Here is a 17,220-nt window from a genome sequence, read left to right as displayed (position 1 = left end):
GGAGTGCATCAACACTCCTTTTATGTATATTACTCAGCTATTGCTACTGGATATATACTAACTTTTTTTCTCTTCTTGTCTTTTCTTTCGAATTTAACAGTACCATCAACTAATGCAAATAAAGTATCATCGCTACCTTTTCCAACATTAGTTCCTGGATGTATTTTAGTTCCTCTTTGTCTAACTATTATACTTCCAGCAGTTACTAATTGCCCATCGAATCTCTTAACACCTAATCTTTTAGATATAGAATCTCTACCATTTTTAGAAGAACCTACCCCTTTTTTAGATGCTAATAATTGTAAATTCATGTTTAACATATGGAGTCACCCCCTACTTTTTTAAATTTTTTATATTTTTTGGGTATTCCCGTTTAATTTCTTCAACCGCTAATTGAAAGTGATTTAGTAATAACTGTGCATCTTTTAGATATGCATCTTTAACTATACATTCTATATGCCCTTCTTCTCCTACTACCTTTTCAAATTCAATCTTTTGTAACTTGTCTAAAGAGTTTATAACTGCAATAGCATTAGACGTAACTGCAGAACAGACTATATCATAGCCTATTTCAGCAAAATCAGCATGTCCCTTTAAACAAAAACCTTGCAACAAGAAATCATCATTATAATAATATTTAACCTTTATCATAACTAGTCCAATAACTAAGCGTTGATTTTCTCTACAACTATCTTAGTATATGATTGACGATGTCCTTGTTTTCTTCTGTAATCTTTTTTTGCTTTATACTTGAAAACTATAACTTTCTTAGCTTTACCTTGTTCAACAACTTTTGCTTGAACAGATGCTCCTTCTACTACTGGAGAACCTAATTTTAATTCTCCATCTTTAGAGCAAGCTAATACTTCGTTTAAAGTAACAACATCACCTGCGTTAGCTTCTAACTTTTCAACGAATAATACATCACCTTCAGAAACTTTATATTGCTTTCCACCAGTCTTTACTATAGCGTACATTAAATACACCTCCTCGGTCTCAAACTCGCCAGTACAAGGTACTTCATTAGAAGATTTAGACCTTTACTGTGCGGCATTACAATTATTAATTATAAAATATTTACATTTTATTGTCAACTATTTTATCAAAAATAACATTTGTTTTGTTGTGTTTTAATGCGCAGTTTGCGTTTAAAGAAATTTTCATATTATATTTTTCACCAATTTTATCAATTATATCCATATAATCTTCTTTTATTTGTTTAAAAACAAAATCATTGAATTCTATTATTACGTTTTTATAAACTGTATGCTCACTTATTCTCATAATTTCTTTTTCGACACTATCCACTATATGATGTATAGATTTTATAGTTTTCGTTCCATCACAGCATGGGCAAGCCATTAAATAATACTTATCAATAGACTCTTTTTCTCTTCGTCTTGCAACTTCTACTAAGCCAAGTTTTGTCATTCCTAACACTTCAGCTTTTCTCTTATCTTTACTAAACTCTTCCTCTAGTATGTGTAATACCTCATTTTGATATTTCTTTTTATACATATCAATAAAATCAATTATTATTATTCCAGCTATATCTCTAATTCTAAGCTGTCTCACAATTTCCTTTGCAGCTTCAATATTTGTTTTATAAACAGTCTCATCAAGTTTACCAGTTCCAACAAACTTACCTGTATTTACATCTATAACGGTAAGAGCTTCTGTTTTTTCTATTATTAAATAACCACCACTCTTTAACCATACTTTTTCATTTAATAATTTTTCTATTTGAGATTCTATTCTATATAAATCAAATACATCTTTATTTTCTTCAAGGTATAATTTATCAATATAATCATTATTTATAAGCTTCAAAATAGGTTTTAATTCATGATATTTATCATAATTATTGATAATTATAGACTCAATCTCATCATTTACATTATCTTTTACATATTTAGTTGCAAAATCTAAGGACTTATATAATAGCTTTGGTCCCATACCAAGTTTATATTCTTTTAAAATATTATCATACTTTAATTTTAACTCTTCTATATCTTTTTTTATTTCATCATGAGTACAGCCTTGAGCTTCAGTTCTTATTATTAATCCCAAGTTTTCTTTATTCACTGCTTTTGTGATTTTTTTTAATCTAAATCTTTCTCTTTCATCAGTAATCTTATTTGATATAGTAGTTCTGTCGTTGGAAGGTATATAGACAATATACCTTCCAGATATACTAATTTCAGTATTTAATTTTGCACCCTTAGTACCAATTTCTTCTTTATTTACTTGAACCAAAATCTCTTGACCAGATTTTATGGTACTTTCTTTTTTTAACTGTAAATAAGCAAGTTTCTTAAATCCAATATCTACAAAACATGCTTCTATTCCTGGTATAACTTTTTTTACAATTCCACGATATATATTGGATACAGTTTTTTTATTTAAGTTATCTTCAACAAAAAGTTCTACTAACTTTCCATCTTCAAGCACTGCTGTTTTCTGAGACCCTATTAAGGACTCAATAACTATCTTCTTCACAACTTCACCTCTCACGAACTTACATAGGAGTCACTAATTCCCCATCTTCTAATACATATAAATCTCTTCTCAATATATCAACTTCTAATGGGTCAATATCCAGTTCAAACATCTCTAACATTTTAGGAATAAGTATATTAGTATTTAAATTAGTTTTTGAACCTGTAGTTATAGTAGCAGTAAGAGTAATATGCTCATCTTCTAAATTTAAAACATCAAAAGTTCTTATCATGGGCCTTATATCAACTTCAACCAATTTTCCTTTTTTATTCTTTTTTGTTATGATTATCTCTTTATTATTCATAAAGTCAATTACTTTTCTTTTTACAAACTCTTTAGTCAAAGGCCTTTTTAAATCTATATTAAACAGATACTCTCCATAATCTATTACGGAAGAAAGAGAAGGTGTCTGTCTATCAATTTCCTTTGCTTTAATAAATTCTATCCCCTCTGGAAGCTGAACTGACACTTTATCTAAAAACTCATCTACCAATAAATCATCTTCTATCTCAATATCCACATACTCGCCTTGGCTTTCTGTCCCTAATGCTAAAGCATTACCATAACTCATCTTAGGATGAGGGTTAAATCCTTGAGAATGTGATAAATTTATTTCAGCTCTCCTAAATGCTCTTTGTAATAATCTTTGAAGGTCAAGATGTGATATATATATCATATCACCTTCTTTTTTAAATTTGACTCTAATTATTTTACTCATATTAACAAAGCCCCCTTCCTATATCATGTATATTTATTCCACAACCATTACAATTATGTCTGCAATCAGAAGTGATTTTTTCTTTTTTAGCATTTTCATCTTCTCTAATCAAGAATTTTTTACTTACACCTACATCTATATGGTCCCAAGGGAATACCTCTTCATATCCTCTATTTCTATGTGCATAGAAGTCTATAGAAAGATTGTTTTTTTCCATAGCTTCCTTCCATATATCTAAACTGAAGTGTTCTGCCCAGCCATCAAATTTTGCACCTAATTTAAATGCATCATATATAACTTTTCCTATCTTTCTATCTCCTCTAGCTACTACAGCTTCCATCAAGCTAGTCTTTGAATCATGATAGTTATATTTTATATTGTTATTTCTCAATTTATTGACTAAATGTCTTTGCTTATCAACTACTTCCTCTGTTGTATCTTGACCATGCCATTGGAACGGTGTAAATGGTTTTGGTACAAATGTAGATGTACTTACTGTAACACTAAAACTTCTTTTTAGCTTACCTCCATTTACTTTTCTGTAAATATCAATAACTTTATAAGCTAATTTGGCTATTCCATCCAAATCATCATAAGTTTCAGTTGGCAAACCAATCATAAAGTATAGTTTAACACTATTCCATCCCATTTCGAAAGCTCTTTCTGTTGCATTTTCTAAGTCTTCTTCTGTAACACCTTTATTTATAACGTCTCTAAGTCTCTGAGTTCCTGCCTCTGGGGCAAAAGTAAGTCCAGATTTTCTTACTTGTTGTATTTTATCAGCAATCTCCATTGAGAAATTGTCTAGTCTAAGCGATGGAAGTGAAATTCCTATATTATTAGATGCATATTCATCTACTAAATAATCAGTAAGCTCAGACAACTTACTATAGTCACTTGTACTAAGTGATGATAATGATATTTCATCATATCCAGTATTCTTAACTAATTTGTCAAGTATCTCTTTAAGTCTTTCAACACTCTTTTCTCTTATTGGTCTGTATATCATACCAGCTTGACAAAATCTGCATCCTCTTGTACAGCCTCTAAACAATTCTAACACTATTCTATCATGAACAGTATCTATATAAGGTACTATTAATTTTTCTGGATAATCTACAGTTTCAACATTTTTTATTATCCTCTTAGTAGGACTCTTAGTAACCCCTTCTCTATTAGGAGTTACACTTTGAACTGTACCATCTTCATTGTATTTAACATCATAAAAACTTGGTATGTATACTCCTTCTATACTTGATATTCTGTATAAAAAATCACCTCTAGTTGTTTTATTTTTCTTCCACTCTTTATACTCATTTACTACTTCTAAGTTAACTTCTTCACCTTCACCTAATATTACTATATCTACAAAATCTGCTAAAGGTTCCGAATTATAAGCACAAGGACCTCCAACCATTATAAATGGGTCTTCCAATTTTCTTTCTTCTTTTAATATTGGTATATTGGCTAAATCTAATATATTTAAGATATTAGTGTATGAAAGTTCATATTGAAGTGTAAAAGTAACAAAATCAAAGTTTGTTATAGGCTCTCTTGACTCTAATGCAAATAATGGTATATTTTTTTCTCTCATTATATTTTCCATGTCAACAGCAGGAGAATATACTCTCTCACAAAATACATCTTCATCTTTGTTTATTACATCGTATAATATATGACTTCCTAAGTGACTCATCCCAACTTCATACAGGTCTGGAAAACAATGTGCATATCTTATCAATTCACTATTGCTAGTATCTTTATGAATTGAATTTATTTCATTCCCAAGATATCTAGCAGGCTTTTCTACTTTTTTTAAGATTTTTTTCAAGTCTACTTTATTCATTTATTAAAATTCCTCCAAACAAGTTCTTTATTTTTATTCTTATTTATAAGTAATATTATACACGATAAAATATTTTCTATCAAAAATATAACTAAAATATTGAATTTAAAATCTATATTATTCACAAAATAGTATATCTAAAAATATTTTCTATTAAATTTTTATTAAAATACAGATTTTTTACCAAATATGATATATTATAAACATAAAACTATGTTTTTGATGACTTATAATGACATCTTTTGTTTCACTGACCTCAAAATGGGGTATGTTATTTATATAATGATAATTTTTAGGAGGGTTAAAAATGAGTAAAGTTTTCGAAGTAAAAAAAGATATCTACTTTACTGGCGTAGTAGATGAAGGTTTAAAAGTATTCGACATAATAATGGAAACAGAGTTTGGGACAACTTATAATTCTTACTTAATAAAGGACGAAAAAACGGTTTTATTTGATACAGTAAAAGCAAATTTTAAGGATGAATTTTTAAGTAATTTATCAGAAGTTACTGATATAGCTAAAATTGACTATGTTGTAGTCCATCACACAGAGCCAGACCATGCTGGTAGTTTAAAATACTTATTAGATTTAAATCCTAATATAGAAGTTTATTGTACTAAAGCTGCTAAATTATACTTAGATGGTCAAATAAATAGACCTTTTAATTGTCATGTAATAAAAGATGGTGAAGTTTTAAATATCGGTAAGAGAAATCTTAAATTTATAACTGCTCCATTCTTACATTGGGTTGATACAATGTTTACTTACATTGAAGAGGACAAGACTCTTTTAACTTGTGACGCATTTGGTTGTCATTTTGCAAGTGTTGATTCAGAAGTAGTAAACAGTGAAGATTATCTAAAATCAGCTAAACATTACTATGATTGCATAGTTAAGCCATTTGCTAAGCACGTGTTGAGTGCTGTAGACAAGGTTGTAGGGCTAAACTTAGAATTTGATACTATATTAACTTCTCATGGTCCAATGCTTACTAAAGACCCAATGGCTGCTGTAAAGAGATATGTTGAGTGGTCTACAGAAGCTATTAATACAACTAATCAAAATCAAGTTTCTATATTCTACTTATCAGCTTATAGCAATACTTTAGAAATGGCTAAAAAGATAAAAGAGGGACTTGATAAAGAAGGTGCAAAAGCTGAATTATATGATTTAGAAAATATGACATTAACAGAAATGCATGATACATTAGTAGTATCAAAAGTAATACTATTAGGTTCTCCAACTATAAATAAAACAATGGTTAAACCTATGTGGGATTTATTCTCTGTTATAGACCCAATGGCTAACCAAGGTAAGATAGCAGGAGTATTTGGTTCATTTGGTTGGAGTGGTGAAGGTATAACTATGGCTGAAACTTTACTTAAAGCTATGACATTCAAAATGCCTGTAGAATCTCTTAAGAAAAAATTCTTCCCTAGTGAGGAAACATTAAAAGAATGTATGGAGTTTGGTGCAGAATTTGCAAAATTAGTTAAATAGTTATTTTTATTTAAATGACATATATCTATATTCCATCATTTAAATTATATAAAAAAACTCACATTAGAGTTTTTATCTTATAGAACAAATTAAAATGAGGTAGCTATTTTAGCTACCTCTTAATTTTATATATTATTTACTTTTATTAAACACGTTGACTTTTGCTCTTCCTAACTTCTCTCCATGATAGTTCTCCCCTATCAAGAGCTTTTATAAATATTTCTGCAGAAGCTAGATTTGTAGCTATTGGAACATGGTACACATCACAAAGTCTTATCAAAGCTTGTATATCTGTCTCATGAGGTTGAGATGTAAGTGGGTCTCTTAAAAAGATAACTAAATCTATTTCTTGTGTTACGATTAAAGAACCTATTTGCTGGTCTCCACCTAAAGGTCCAGATGCCAATCTAGTAATCTTTAATTCAGTTTCATCCATTATTCTTTTTCCTGTAGTTCCAGTTGCATATAGTCCATATTTTTTTAAAATTGATTCATAACCTATACAAAATCCTACTATGGTATTTTTCATTTGGTCATGTGCTACTAATGCTATATTCATTATACTCAATCTCCTCAATTTATGTTTAGAACTCTTACACTTAGAAATTTATTTTCTTTCTTCTCATACACACATTTAGTACTAATCCTAGATTGGCTAAAGATGTTAATAGTGAACTTCCTCCATAACTTACAAAAGGTAATGTTACTCCTGTTACTGGAATTAACGCAACAGTCATAGCAATATTTTGAATTATCTGGTAAGCAAACATACCCATAACACCAACTACAATGAGGGTCCCATAAAAATCCTTAGCATCTCTTGCAATTGCTAAAATCCGTAATAAAAATATTGCAAATAAGATTATAAGCACTGTCATTCCTATTACACCAAGTTCTTCACCCACAACAGCAAATATAAAGTCACTATCTTGTACTGGTAAGAAATCTTCTTGGTTTTGACTTCCATTATACAGACCTTTTCCAGTCATACCACCAGAGCCTATTGCTATCAAAGATTGCATAACCTGATAGTTTCCTTTTAAGGTTACATCTTCTGGATTTAGGAAGGCTTCTATTCTTACTTTTTGATGGTCTGCCATCATTAAATACATCAATGGCATTGATACCAAGAGTATTATTATTCCTCTTTTTATTAGCTTAGAACTAAGACCTGCTGTAAACAGCATTGCAAATACCATACAACAAAATACAATTCCTGTTCCTAAGTCTGGTTGAGCAAGTAGTAATCCAATGAATGGGAGAGAATAAACTACAACAGGTATAACCTCTTTTAATGTATTTAATTTATCCTTCTTTGTCTCAAGTATCTTTGCATAACTAAGTATAAATGTTAATTTTACTATTTCAGAAGTCTGCAAATCAAGTGGACCTAAGTTAATCCAAGACCTCGCACCGCCTTTTTCAGTACCAATTCCAGGTAATAAAACTACAGCTAATAAAACAAGGCTTATTATATAAAGAGCCTTATAGTACCTTCCTAGAAGATTATAATCAAAAAATAGTATTACTATAATCATTCCTATTCCAAGCACAAAAGCTAGTCCTTGCTTAACTAATTGATTATATGAACCTGTAGAATTAGCATGTGTTGCACTACTAAGTATAACAAGCCCAAAAATAAAGATAGCTAATACTGTAACTATAAGTTTCCAGTCTAACTGTTTTATCAACTTAATTGTCGACTTATAATTAATATTGATTTTTTTCAAAGAATCACCGTCTTTCTATCTTTAAACATATAATTAAATAAAAGGGGCATATACCAATAAGGATATCCCCCTTTTAAGCACTAATTACATACATCTATCTTTAATATTCTTTAATGGTATATTAGCAACTAATGCAGATACAGGTTTGTCATCATGTTCACCTCTGCATTTAGACATTTTGATTTCAAGGCCATCTTCTTCTATTTCTGCATAGTTGGCTATTACTTTTAAAATATCTGTTTTTATCATCTCTAAAAGTTGTGGTGAACAATCTACTCTATCATGAACTAAAACTAGTTTTAACCTCTCTTTAGCAACAGATTTACTAGTTTTAGCTTCGTTAGAAAAAACTCTAAATAAATCTAACACAGATGTATCCTCCTTTGCTACTTAGCCATGCTAAACATTTTTTTTAGTCTACCAAAGAATCCATCTTCAACTTCAAGTTCAAGTAGAGGAACTTCTTCATTTAGTATCCTTTTTGCGATATTTTTGTATGCTTGACCAGCAAGAGATTTTGAATCAAGTATTGCTGGTTCACCTTTATTTGTTGATATAATTATACTTTCATCATCAGGAACAAGACCTAATAAATCTATTGCTAGTATCTCTATTATATCTTGTTTGTCCATCATGTCTCCACGCTTAACCATATCATTTCTAATTCTATTTATAACTAATCTTATTTCTTTTATTTCATTTGCTTCTAATAGACCTATTATTCTATCTGCATCTCTTACTGCTGATATCTCTGGATTTGTAACCACAATAGCTCTATCTGCACCTGCTATTGCATTTTTAAATCCTTGTTCAATACCTGCTGGGCAGTCTATTATTACATACTCGAAAGATTCTTTCAATTTTTCACATAGGTCAACCATTTGCTCAACTGATACAGCGTTTTTATCCCTAGTTTGTGCTGCTGGTAATAAATATAGATTATCAAATCTTTTGTCTTTTATTAGAGCTTGCTTAAGCCTACAAGTTCCTTCAACAACGTCTACTATGTCATAAACTATTCGATTTTCAAGACCCATTACTACATCTAAATTTCTAAGTCCAATATCTGCATCTACAACTACAGTTTTTTTATTTTCTAGGCTTAGCGCAGTTCCTAAGTTTGCTGCGGTAGTAGTTTTTCCAACTCCACCTTTACCGGATGTTATAACTATAACTTCGCTCATAATACTACCCCCTATTTTTCTTTCTATTTGTCCAACTTTGACAAATAGCTTTCGATTACAATTCTTCCATTACTCACAAAGGCTATTTCTGGGCTAATTTCTGATTCAATTTCATAATTTTCTTCATCATCTGGAGCTTCTGCAATATTATCTGCTATTTGCAATATTTTTGGATTAAGATTTCCAGCAACAACATAGGCAAACTCATTGCCCTCTGAACCTGCATGCACAAAACCTTCTATTTTCCCCATTACAAAAACATTTCCTCCTGCTACAACCTTAGCGCCAGCATTTATATCTCCCATAACAACTGTATTTGATTTTGAAATGACCTTTGAACCAGGTCTCATATCATTTAATATGACTACATCACCTTCAAATTCAATATTTTCGCCAGATCTTAGGGTATTGACATATTTTGTTTGAAAATTATTATTTTCTTCAATTTTTTGATCTTCAACAAATTCCACATCAAATCTAGAAGTAATTCCTTCTTTTAATTCTAGAATCTCCATGTCAGTTAAATAATCACTGTTAATTTTACTAATTTTAGCACCATTAAAAAAACCAACATACGCTTCCAATTTGTTTATTATATTTTCTTGTATTTCTTCAAATGGAGCTTCTCTTTTTATATTTACTATTATCCCTCTTTTATTACCCTTGAACTCTACTAGTTCTTGACTACAAATTTCTCTTAAAGACATAACAACCTCCAGAGTGATATATCATTTATATTCTTCAAATGCGCTTTAAACCCTTTTATTTTTTCTACATAAAGCTAAAGTTTATAAATGGATTTAACTTATCTATTGATTTGTGACTCGAAATTTATATTTTCGTCAGAAGAATTATTAACATCATCCGTCTTGTTGTCTTTTTTGCCATTAGTTGGCTCTAATCCCATATATGTTCCAATAACTTCTCTAGTTGGTAAAAGTGAGAATACACTTGAATCACCTTGAGGAATTACACATACAACAGCTATTTCTGGGTCATCTGCTGGTGCAAATGCAACAGTCCATGTAAAAGAACCATAATCTGCTTTAAACTTATCTATTTGGTCATCTGTTATTTTTGGATTTAATTCTTTTATAGCTTTTCTTAAATATGAAGAATTCACTTTATCAGTATCCTCTAATTTAACTTTTACTCCATCTTCTAATTCTTCTTCTAATTTCTTTCTTTCTTCGTCTTTTAAATCTTTATTTTCTAGTTTTTTCTTTATTTCTTTTTCTTTAGCTAATGAAAGTTCTTTTTCTTTTTCTGCCTTCATCTTATCAGCCATTTTAATTGCATCATTTAGATTAACATTATAAGATGACATATGACTCTTTAAATATTCATATTCATTATCTGTAGGTATTTTACCACTTTTCTCAGCTGTACCAGTCTTTGCTGCTACATCTATTGGGAAATCAGCAAAAGCACTTTTTGCTGTACCTTGTCTAGCAACCAATTTCATACCTTTTGTTAGTTCCTTTAGATTGTCTGGATTTTTGAAAGGTATTTTTTCCACTTTCTTTTGGTCATTAATTTTTACTGATGAATAATCACTTGAAACAGCTCTATCAACTACAGATAATTCTACTAAATTACCTCCATTTGCTATAGCAGCTACGTATCTTGATATTTGAGCTGGTGTATAGGCATTTTCACCTTGCCCTATAGCTAAGTTGAATGTATCAGCAGTACTCCATTTTGCAAAGTTAAAGTAACTAAATACCGCCATATCCGCTACATCTTCCACTCTATTTTCTTTAACATCCAATTTTTTCAATCTATTCATCGTTTCTACTCTACCAGGAGTTTTCTTTTCAGCTGCCCAACTTACAATTTCATCGATTCTTTTTTCGTATTCTTTAGGATTTTTATCTCTAGTTATATCAACAAAGTCATTGGCCATCTCTCTATCTAAAGCTGATTTTAACAATGCTTGTGTTGATTTTAATTTATCCTCTGTGCTAGGCACCTTACCTGCTCTTTCTTCTACTTCGTCTTCAAGCCCAGTATTTTCATCTAATCCAAATAGTTTTGCATACTCAAGTATCTTATTTGCATTCATATCTATACCAATACTTTTTCCATCTGGCCATGTCTTACCTGTACCAATAGTTGCCATATATATGTTACAAGACTCTTGTATAGCTTTATATAAATTTGTCATACCATGATTTCCTCTACCATGGTTCCACACATAGTCCCCAAATGATTTTTTCCCTAGCATAATAACTCCAGGGTCATTTATAGTGAAATTTGGATTTAGACCATTTTCTAAAGCTGCCATTGAGGTTACCATCTTAAATGAAGAACCTGGCTGGAATTCCCCTTGTGTAACTAAGTTTAATAGTGGACTTCCTGCTAGTAAGTCATTTGGATTCTTTGGTTGTAGTGCTTTATAGTCTTCTGTGGAAATACCCTTTGCAAATTTATTTGGGTCATAGTCAGGATAACTTGATGAAGCTAAAACCTCTCCATTTTTAACATCAATAGCTATAAGAGCTGCTGATTGTGCCTTTCCTGCATATGCACTAATTGGCTTATCCCCAAACTTACTTTTAAAAGTACCTCCTTTTGAAGCAACTTCTATTATCTGTTTTAATGCATTATCTGAAACTTCTTGTAAATCTTTATCTAATGTAAGGTATACAGTATCTCCTGATTTAGGTTTTTTTGATTCAATTTCTTTACTGATTCTACCCAATGCATCAACTTTAACCATTTTATAACCATCAGTTCCTCTTAGCTTGCTTTCATTACTTTTTTCTACTCCTGCAAGACCTACCATATCTCCTGTTTTATATCCTTTTTGTAGATATGATTCTATCTGAGTTGATGGCATTTTTCCTACATATCCTAACATATGTGAAGCTAAAGTTCCATTAGGATAATATCTCACTGGTTCAACTGCTACTGAAACACCAACAAGGTCCATAGCACTTTCCTCAATCTGTGCAATGGTAGTTTCTCCTACATCTTTTGCAATTGTTACTGGATTATATTGAGAATATCCTTTTGATTTTATTAAATCTCTTACAACCATTATTTTTCTTGCATCTTCATTACTTAAACTTTTATCAATCTTAAATGCATCGCTATTTCTTACTTTTTCAAACGCTTTTTCAGCACTTAAATTAGTCTCTTTTATTTTATAACTGGCCAACCAATCTCTCTTATCTCTCTCTGCTGTAAACATCCATTTACTAACTAAAATAGGAGGATAGTATCCATTTTCATTTAGTTTTGCTTGTAATTTTGTTGCATCTAACCTTTTATCTTCTTGAGACAAGATTCCTGCTGATATAAGTTTATCTACCAAGTAATAAAAACTCTCTTTAGCATTATAATCACTTGGTATTCCATTTTCTGATTTATATTCTCTAATCTCTCTGTCATATGTATAATAGTACTTTCCATTTTCTACATATATAGGAAATTCATCTACATATTCTTCACCATTTTTCTCAAGTAAATTTATAAGCTTCAATGATATTTCATTTGCTCTTGAACGCTTATTAGCATCTTTTTTATTAATATCGTTACCTGAAACTTGAACAGTAAATAAATTTTTATTTCCTGCTAGCAATCTTCCATATCTATCTTTTATTTCTCCCCTTGGAGCCTCTATTGCCAATTTTTTATATGTTTTATTTTCAGCTAACTCATTGTAGTATTCATATTTAAATGTAGTCATGTAGACTATTTTTACTAAAATAGCTAAAAATATCACGCTTATGACTATTTTCATTATTTTAAATCTATCAACTTGTTTATTTTCTTCCATGAAATCACCAACTAATCTTCTTTAAGTTTTAAAACTGCTCTTTTAGACAAGCGATATATTATTAAACCAATTAAACTATTCACTATTGGTGCTACTAGTAGACCCTTTACTAAAAGTGTTGATATGCTATAGCTTTGATAGATTATACTAGATGTACCTATATTGACAATTGAATCAATTAAACTTCCTATTAAAACCAAAACGAAAGTAATAATATAGCTACCTTTATATAGTTGATCCCTCATGTGTCCAATCGCATATGCAATAACAAACAAAACTAATGCATTTACACCAAGAATTCCACCAATGGTTATGTCCTTAATAAGCCCTATTATAGCTGCTATAATCCCACCTTCTAATTCATCCAAATAAAGAGAAATTATAGTTACATATATAAGAACTAAGTTAAAGCTTATTCCAAAAATATTTATATAATTTGTTATACTATTTTCTATAGTCATAACCACAATACCCAATAGACAAAGTAAAACTTTTTTCATTGTTTTTTATCCCCTTTATCCTATATTTCTTGGTTCTATGACTACAACGTCATCTATATTCTTAAAATCAACATAAGGTTTTACAACTACATATTTTAGTGATTTATCTTTATCATCAATTACCTTTTCAACCTCACCAATTGGTATGCCTTCTGGGAAAAATCCAAGACCAGATGTTGTTATTATATCTCCTTGAATTACATTATATGATGAGTCAAACATATAACCTTGTAAATAACCTTTACTATTATAACTATCCTTATTGTCTAAAGTAGTATTTTGAGTAATTGCTCCTTTAGCACTAGCATTTTTTGCTAATTTAAAACTTACAGATGATTTAGAATCTAATAGTGAAATTGCCTTACTATAATCGTTGGAAACTTCATAAACTATACCAACTAGACCACTGCCATTCATAACTATACTTTCTTTTTTTACACCTGAATTTTTTCCCGCACCTATTATAAAACTCTCATACCAGTTTCCATCATTTTTACCTACAACACTTGTAGAAATACTTGTTGCTTTATATTTTTCTTCTACAAAGCTAAGTGTCTTCTTTAATTCTTCTAATGATTCTGTCTTGTCTAATTTGGTATTTAAAGCTATAACATCTTTTTTAAGCTTTTCATTTTCTGATTCTAATTTTTTTACCTTTTCAGAGTTATCTCTATAATTTAAGATATCTTTAAAACCATTTTTTATAAATGAAAATCCATCATTTATTCCTTTTCCTACACTTGTAATAGCATCTGATGCTACACCTAAGTTTACTGGGCTTCCACTTGAAAACTTACCAATTGATATACCCACAATTCCAATTAAAGTGATAGCAACTACGCCCGTTGCTATCACTTTAACATTAATCCTTTTTTTCTCATTTTTATTCTTGTCAAATCTCAAGGCCATCACCAACTTCTAATTTTTAGCATTCATCATTAATACTTTTTCAAAAATTTCTTGGTCTTCAACAGATTTTCCTGTTCCAAGTGCAACACAATCAAGAGGAGCTTCTGCTATTTGAACAGACATTCCTGTTTCTTGTGTAATAAGTTTATCAAGACCTCTAAGTAAAGCTCCTCCTCCTGTTAGCATTATTCCGTTTTCCATTATGTCTGATGCTAATTCTGGTGGAGTCTTTTCTAATGTAGATTTTATAGCATCTACTATTGAACTCACAGGCTCTTTTAATGCTTCTCTAACTTCTGTAGAACATATTTCTATTGTTTTAGGTAACCCTGATATTAAATCTCTACCTCTTATTTGCATATTTATTTCTTCATCATCTTTAAATGTAGAACCTATGCTAATTTTAACATTTTCAGCAGTTCTTTCACCTATCATAAGATTATATTCTTTTTTTACATAGGCAACTATAGACTCGTCAAATTCGTCTCCACCAATTCTTATAGATTTAGCAGTAACAATTCCTCCTAGAGATATTACAGCTATTTCTGAAGTACCTCCACCGATATCAACTACCATATTACCTTCTGGCTCTTCAACCTTTAATCCAGCTCCTATAGCCGCTGCCATTGGTTCCTCTATAAGAAATGCATCTTTAGCACCAGCTTGTCTTGCAGCCTCTTCTATAGCTCTCTTTTCAACTTCTGTAACTCCAAAAGGAACACATATAGCTATTCTTGGACTTACAACACCTTTTTTATCAGCTGCTTTTTGTATAAAGTAACTAATCATTGATTGAGTTATATCAAAGTCAGCTATTACTCCATCTTTCATTGGTCTTATAGCTACTATATTTCCTGGTGTTCTACCTATCATTTTTTTAGCTTCTTCACCTACTGCTAAAACTTCTTTACTGTCATCTCTTATTGCAACAACTGAGGGTTCTCTAACAACAATACCTTGTCCTTTTATGTAAACTAATGTATTTGCAGTCCCTAAATCTATTCCCATATCCTTTGTCATCTTGTTAAAACTAAAAAAACCTCTTTTTTCTTTCTTTTTTTCCTTAGCCATGATTTTACTCCTTCCTACTAATTAAGAATCATGTTTAAAACATTCTCCTACTATTTTATCACATATAAAGTCAAATTATCATATTTTCTTTAAAGCTAAAGTATAATCCATCTCCAATTATTATATGGTCAATTATTTCAATCCCAATTATTTCTCCGCATTTAATAAGTCTTGATGTAATATTTTTATCTTCCTTTGATGGTTCTACACTTCCTGAGGGGTGATTATGCATCACTATTATTTTACTTGCACTTCTCTTTATAGCTTCTTTAAAAACTTCTCTAGGATGGACTAATGATGAGTTTAAAGTCCCTACAGATATATCTACATCAGATATTATCTCATTTTTTGTATTTAAAAGAACTGCCTTAAAAACCTCTTTTTTCAAATACCTCAGACTATTCATATAATATTTATGTATATCCCAAGGATTTTTTATTTTATACTTCATAGGTTTAAAACTAGCTACTCTAAAGCCTAGTTCTAAAGCTGCTTTAATTTGGGCTGATTTTGACAATCCAATTCCATCTATATTACACAGCTCCTCTATTGTCATTTCCTCTAAATGTCTAATACCCTGAATATCTTTATTTATTATATAGTTGGCTAACTCGATTGCATTTTTATGTTTGTTACCAGTTCTTAAAAGTATAGCCAACAATTCAGCATTTGATAAGCTTTCTACTCCTTCAGCAAGCATCTTTTCTCTGGGTCTTTCCTCTAGTGCCATTTCTTTTACCTTAATGGTTGAATTAAATGACTTTTTCAGATAAATCACACTCCATAAAAAAGATTTATATTAAAATGTTCCTTTAACAAGTCACCTAACTTTGAAATTGGAAGTCCAACTATATTAAAATAATCGCCTCTAATCTCTTCAACTAGCAAAGCTCCATATCCTTGTATTCCATAAGCTCCTGCTTTGTCAAATGACTCTTTAGTTTTCAGATAATCCTCAATATCTTTTTCTGATAACGTTTTAAATTTTACATTGCTGATTACATAGTCAATTATTTTTTTATCTTTGCACAAGTTTATTAAGCTAATACCTGTTATGACTTGATGCTCTCTTCCAGATAGTCTACTTAGCATGTCTCTTGCACAAGACTCATCTTTAGGCTTTCCTAAAATAGCATTATCTAAAACAACAACAGTATCAGCTCCAATAACAACATCTTTCTTATGTTTAGATGCTACAAACATACTTTTTTCAAAAGCTAATCTCATAACTAAATGTTTTGGTGCTTCACCTTCCAATATAATCTCATCAATTTCACTTTTAATTATATCAAATCTTACATTTGTATTCTCTAGAATTTCTTTCCTTCTTGGAGAGGCTGATGCCAAGATTATATTCATTTATTCACCTCATTTGTACGTAATTTGTACCTATTTAGTCTATCACTATATTGTAAAAAATTCAACAGAAATGTCGAACCTTTTTTGTTACACTATTGTTATATTTATTACCAATAAAA

At 30.3% G+C, this 17,220-nt stretch carries 18 protein-coding genes; 1 reads left to right on the top strand and 17 read right to left on the bottom strand.

Annotated elements, in window-relative coordinates; translation table 11 throughout:
- Positions 1 to 29 precede the first annotated feature (29 nt).
- The 6 genes from rpmA to IC173_RS00495 form a co-directional block, all read right to left on the bottom strand.
- Positions 30 to 320, bottom strand: coding sequence for a 50S ribosomal protein L27 (gene rpmA, locus IC173_RS00520; RefSeq protein ID WP_003419086.1), 291 nt, complete (start codon positions 318 to 320; stop codon positions 30 to 32).
- Between the two features lie 13 nt (positions 321 to 333).
- A complete protein-coding gene (locus tag IC173_RS00515) occupies positions 334 to 651 on the bottom strand; it encodes a ribosomal-processing cysteine protease Prp (RefSeq protein WP_227855009.1) in 318 nt (105 codons plus the stop codon).
- A 14-nt stretch (positions 652 to 665) separates the two neighbouring features.
- Positions 666 to 977 (bottom strand): 50S ribosomal protein L21, encoded by a 312-nt coding sequence (rplU, locus tag IC173_RS00510; protein WP_003419082.1) that lies wholly within the window; start codon positions 975 to 977, stop codon positions 666 to 668.
- Positions 978 to 1,077: 100 nt separating this feature from the next.
- The gene (locus IC173_RS00505; RefSeq protein ID WP_227482188.1) at positions 1,078 to 2,499 is read right to left on the bottom strand and encodes an Rne/Rng family ribonuclease; all 1,422 of its coding nucleotides are present in this window, start codon (positions 2,497 to 2,499) and stop codon (positions 1,078 to 1,080) included.
- 19 nt (positions 2,500 to 2,518) lie between these two features.
- Positions 2,519 to 3,217: a TIGR03936 family radical SAM-associated protein gene (locus tag IC173_RS00500; RefSeq protein WP_227855008.1), complete on the bottom strand. Its 699-nt coding sequence runs from the start codon at positions 3,215 to 3,217 to the stop codon at positions 2,519 to 2,521.
- Between the two features lies 1 nt (position 3,218).
- Positions 3,219 to 5,063, bottom strand: a complete 1,845-nt coding sequence (locus tag IC173_RS00495; RefSeq protein WP_227482186.1) for a TIGR03960 family B12-binding radical SAM protein — start codon at positions 5,061 to 5,063, stop codon at positions 3,219 to 3,221.
- 307 nt (positions 5,064 to 5,370) lie between these two features.
- Here IC173_RS00495 and IC173_RS00490 point away from each other — a divergent pair, with 307 nt between their 5' ends.
- Complete coding sequence (locus IC173_RS00490) at positions 5,371 to 6,564, top strand: FprA family A-type flavoprotein (protein ID WP_227434082.1); 1,194 nt, start codon at positions 5,371 to 5,373, stop codon at positions 6,562 to 6,564.
- A 145-nt stretch (positions 6,565 to 6,709) separates the two neighbouring features.
- Here the strand turns inward: IC173_RS00490 and IC173_RS00485 are convergent, their stop codons facing one another.
- The 11 genes from IC173_RS00485 to IC173_RS00435 all read right to left on the bottom strand — a co-directional run bounded on the left by IC173_RS00485 (position 6,710) and on the right by IC173_RS00435 (position 17,101).
- Positions 6,710 to 7,123 (bottom strand): methylglyoxal synthase, encoded by a 414-nt coding sequence (locus IC173_RS00485; protein WP_227434081.1) that lies wholly within the window; start codon positions 7,121 to 7,123, stop codon positions 6,710 to 6,712.
- A gap of 40 nt (positions 7,124 to 7,163) precedes the next feature.
- The gene (rodA, locus tag IC173_RS00480; protein WP_227434080.1) at positions 7,164 to 8,294 is read right to left on the bottom strand and encodes a rod shape-determining protein RodA; all 1,131 of its coding nucleotides are present in this window, start codon (positions 8,292 to 8,294) and stop codon (positions 7,164 to 7,166) included.
- A gap of 84 nt (positions 8,295 to 8,378) precedes the next feature.
- Positions 8,379 to 8,663, bottom strand: coding sequence for a cell division topological specificity factor MinE (minE, locus tag IC173_RS00475; protein WP_054273171.1), 285 nt, complete (start codon positions 8,661 to 8,663; stop codon positions 8,379 to 8,381).
- 17 nt (positions 8,664 to 8,680) lie between these two features.
- The gene (gene minD, locus IC173_RS00470) at positions 8,681 to 9,478 is read right to left on the bottom strand and encodes a septum site-determining protein MinD (RefSeq protein ID WP_227434079.1); all 798 of its coding nucleotides are present in this window, start codon (positions 9,476 to 9,478) and stop codon (positions 8,681 to 8,683) included.
- Between the two features lie 23 nt (positions 9,479 to 9,501).
- Positions 9,502 to 10,185: a septum site-determining protein MinC gene (gene minC, locus IC173_RS00465; RefSeq protein ID WP_227434078.1), complete on the bottom strand. Its 684-nt coding sequence runs from the start codon at positions 10,183 to 10,185 to the stop codon at positions 9,502 to 9,504.
- A gap of 98 nt (positions 10,186 to 10,283) precedes the next feature.
- Complete coding sequence (locus IC173_RS00460; protein WP_227434077.1) at positions 10,284 to 13,262, bottom strand: penicillin-binding transpeptidase domain-containing protein; 2,979 nt, start codon at positions 13,260 to 13,262, stop codon at positions 10,284 to 10,286.
- Positions 13,263 to 13,273: 11 nt separating this feature from the next.
- On the bottom strand, positions 13,274 to 13,762 hold the full coding sequence (gene mreD, locus IC173_RS00455; protein ID WP_227434076.1) for a rod shape-determining protein MreD: 489 nt from the start codon (positions 13,760 to 13,762) through the stop codon (positions 13,274 to 13,276).
- A 15-nt stretch (positions 13,763 to 13,777) separates the two neighbouring features.
- A complete protein-coding gene (gene mreC, locus IC173_RS00450) occupies positions 13,778 to 14,671 on the bottom strand; it encodes a rod shape-determining protein MreC (RefSeq protein WP_227434075.1) in 894 nt (297 codons plus the stop codon).
- A gap of 9 nt (positions 14,672 to 14,680) precedes the next feature.
- A complete protein-coding gene (locus IC173_RS00445; protein WP_269469188.1) occupies positions 14,681 to 15,742 on the bottom strand; it encodes a rod shape-determining protein in 1,062 nt (353 codons plus the stop codon).
- A gap of 70 nt (positions 15,743 to 15,812) precedes the next feature.
- Positions 15,813 to 16,472 carry a RadC family protein gene (radC, locus tag IC173_RS00440; protein WP_227434327.1) on the bottom strand — a complete coding sequence of 220 codons (660 nt, stop codon included), beginning with the start codon at positions 16,470 to 16,472 and terminating at the stop codon, positions 15,813 to 15,815.
- Positions 16,473 to 16,516: 44 nt separating this feature from the next.
- Positions 16,517 to 17,101, bottom strand: coding sequence for a Maf family protein (locus IC173_RS00435; RefSeq protein ID WP_227434074.1), 585 nt, complete (start codon positions 17,099 to 17,101; stop codon positions 16,517 to 16,519).
- Positions 17,102 to 17,220: the final 119 nt, after the last annotated feature.

The organism is Clostridioides sp. ES-S-0048-02 (genome assembly GCF_020658495.1).
GTDB lineage: Bacteria > Bacillota > Clostridia > Peptostreptococcales > Peptostreptococcaceae > Clostridioides.
This window is presented reverse-complemented; position numbering and strand designations above follow the sequence as displayed.

Coding starts and splice junctions, on each gene's coding strand:
- radC (WP_227434327.1), bottom strand. CDS start 16,472: ATGGCACTAGAGGAAAGACCCAGAGAAAAGATGCTTGCTGAAGGAGTA.
- rplU (WP_003419082.1), bottom strand. CDS start 977: ATGTACGCTATAGTAAAGACTGGTGGAAAGCAATATAAAGTTTCTGAA.
- IC173_RS00490 (WP_227434082.1), top strand. CDS start 5,371: ATGAGTAAAGTTTTCGAAGTAAAAAAAGATATCTACTTTACTGGCGTA.
- minD (WP_227434079.1), bottom strand. CDS start 9,478: ATGAGCGAAGTTATAGTTATAACATCCGGTAAAGGTGGAGTTGGAAAA.
- IC173_RS00435 (WP_227434074.1), bottom strand. CDS start 17,101: ATGAATATAATCTTGGCATCAGCCTCTCCAAGAAGGAAAGAAATTCTA.
- IC173_RS00485 (WP_227434081.1), bottom strand. CDS start 7,123: ATGAATATAGCATTAGTAGCACATGACCAAATGAAAAATACCATAGTA.
- IC173_RS00445 (WP_269469188.1), bottom strand. CDS start 15,742: ATGGCTAAGGAAAAAAAGAAAGAAAAAAGAGGTTTTTTTAGTTTTAAC.
- rpmA (WP_003419086.1), bottom strand. CDS start 320: ATGTTAAACATGAATTTACAATTATTAGCATCTAAAAAAGGGGTAGGT.
- mreC (WP_227434075.1), bottom strand. CDS start 14,671: ATGGCCTTGAGATTTGACAAGAATAAAAATGAGAAAAAAAGGATTAAT.
- mreD (WP_227434076.1), bottom strand. CDS start 13,762: ATGAAAAAAGTTTTACTTTGTCTATTGGGTATTGTGGTTATGACTATA.
- IC173_RS00515 (WP_227855009.1), bottom strand. CDS start 651: ATGATAAAGGTTAAATATTATTATAATGATGATTTCTTGTTGCAAGGT.
- minC (WP_227434078.1), bottom strand. CDS start 10,185: ATGTCTTTAAGAGAAATTTGTAGTCAAGAACTAGTAGAGTTCAAGGGT.
- IC173_RS00460 (WP_227434077.1), bottom strand. CDS start 13,262: ATGGAAGAAAATAAACAAGTTGATAGATTTAAAATAATGAAAATAGTC.
- IC173_RS00495 (WP_227482186.1), bottom strand. CDS start 5,063: ATGAATAAAGTAGACTTGAAAAAAATCTTAAAAAAAGTAGAAAAGCCT.
- IC173_RS00500 (WP_227855008.1), bottom strand. CDS start 3,217: ATGAGTAAAATAATTAGAGTCAAATTTAAAAAAGAAGGTGATATGATA.